This is a genomic window from Rugamonas rubra (assembly GCF_900114705.1).
GTDB lineage: Bacteria > Pseudomonadota > Gammaproteobacteria > Burkholderiales > Burkholderiaceae_D > Rugamonas > Rugamonas rubra.
Genome location: NZ_FOTW01000069.1, coordinates 1 through 2,088, shown reverse-complemented (window position 1 = coordinate 2,088; position 2,088 = coordinate 1). Strand labels below are relative to the sequence as shown.

Sequence of the window (2,088 nt, the reverse complement as noted above, 5' to 3'; positions counted from 1 at the left end):
TGCGAAGAAGGAAGAGTATGCAGCGTTTCGGCCATTTCGTCAACCCCTACTTTTCCCGCTTCACTCTGCGCTGCGCTGTTTTGCGCGCTCCGTTTTGCGGGGAGGCGAACTATAACAAAGGCACTTCCCATCTGCAAGGCTTTTTTCTCAAACCTGCCTTACTGCTACAATCGCGACCTTTTGCCGTACATGGCAGGTCAATCAGGAGAGGTGCAATGGGGCACGGCAGCAACAATACAATCAAGCGCGGCGGCTTTAGTTCCAGCTTCGGCGTACTCGCAGCGACGTTGGGTTCAGCGGTAGGACTCGGCAACATCTGGAAGTTCCCTTACTTGACAGGCGCCAACGGCGGTGCCGGCTTCCTGCTGGTCTACCTGCTGGCCACCCTGGTCATCGGCTTGCCGGTCATGATTGCGGAGATCACCATGGGGCGGCGCGCCAAAGCCAATCCCATCACCGCGCTGCAGAAGCTCAGTCCCAAAGGGCAGCCATGGTGGCTGGTCGGGGCGGCCGGAATGTTGGCGTCCTTTCTTATCTTGTCCTTCTATTCTGAAGTGGTGGCATGGGTCTTTGCCTATGTGGTCAAGGCCATTGGCGGCTCCATTCTCAGTAGCGACCGCCAGGTGACCGAGGCGGCATTCAGCAAGCTGATCGCCGATCCGGCGCAGTCGCTGCTGTGGCAATGGGGCGTGCTGATGTTCATTGGCGGCATCCTACTGATGGGCGTGACAAAGGGAATCGAGGGTTTGGCGAAAAAACTGATGCCTTTGCTGTTCCTATTGCTGCTGTTGCTTTGCGCGGTCAGCCTGTCGCTGGATAAGGCGGCCGAAGGCCTGGCCTTCCTGTTCCGCCCCGACTTCAGCAAAATCACGGCCACGGTCGTGTTGACGGCGATGGGTCTAGCCTTCTTCAAGCTGTCGCTCGGAATGGGGACGATGATGACCTACGGCAGCTACTTCCGCGACGATCAAAATATCCCGATGACGACGGTGCGCGTGATGGCGGCGGATCTGTGCGTGTCTATGCTTGCGGGTATCGCCATCTTCCCTGCGGTGTTCACCTTCGGTTTCGCGCCGGCAGCCGGTCCGGCGCTGGTCTTCATTACGATTCCGGCGGTCTTCTCGCAGATTCCGATGGGGCAGGTGCTGATGGTTATTTTCTTCGTGTTGGCAGCCGTGGCAGCGACGGGAGCAATGCTGTCGTTGATGGAAGTGCCGGTGGTGATTCTGCACGAGCGACTGGGCATCACAAGGCGCCGCGCAACCGTGCTGACGATTGTCAGTTTGATGGTGCTCGGTTCCAGCTGCGCACTGACCAATAGCCTGCTGGCAGGCTTCAAAATATTTGGCCTCAATATGTTTGATCTTTTCGACTTCGTTTCATCGAACATCATCATGCCAGCCGGCGGCATCTTGCTTGCGGTGTTTGTCGGCTGGGTATGGGGGCGCGAGCAATTTACCTCGGCGCTGTCCAACAACGGCACGCTGCTGAACGAGTCGACCTCCCGCCTGGTCTTCTTCCTGCTGCGCTATGTTTCGCCTGTGCTTATTCTGCTGGTAATGCTCAAGGGCCTGAACCTGCTCTAACACCTCCCCACTTGCGCGCCGCCCAAGGTCGCGCGCAAGTGGCGCTCTCGACACTCCCTCTTCGCTTTATCCGCATGGCAGACGCCCATGTTGGGCGGGGCCACGCCCCTAGCGTCCAGTAAAGATACTTGCACAGCAGCCGGCTACTGGTTTGACGACCCGGCGGACTCGGGCCCAAGCTCAGAGATGCCATCAAGGCGACGGAGTTCACCGCGTTCGGAAGACCCACGCCGACACTACACTAGGAGCCGGCAGACTCTGCGCCCCCGGAGGCGGGACGCGATCGGCGCTTTCACCGTGACGATAACGCTTCCATCATGCCGGCAGACGCCTGGCGCAGCATCAGCGATCAGCATCGCCCCTTTAAAAGCTCCAGACGTAAAAAAACCCCAACCAGATCACCGGTTGGGGTTTTTAGTATAACTAGCCTGACGATAACCTACTTTCACACTGGTTGCAGCACTATCATCGGCGCAGAGTTGTTTCACGGTCCTGTTCGGGA

The 2,088-nt window shown here is 58.2% G+C and carries 1 protein-coding gene; it reads left to right on the top strand.

The window, feature by feature from the left end:
- The first annotated feature begins 215 nt into the window (after positions 1-215).
- Positions 216-1,586, top strand: coding sequence for a sodium-dependent transporter (locus tag BM252_RS29725; protein ID WP_093391381.1), 1,371 nt, complete (start codon positions 216-218; stop codon positions 1,584-1,586).
- The last annotated feature ends 502 nt before the right edge of the window (positions 1,587-2,088 follow it).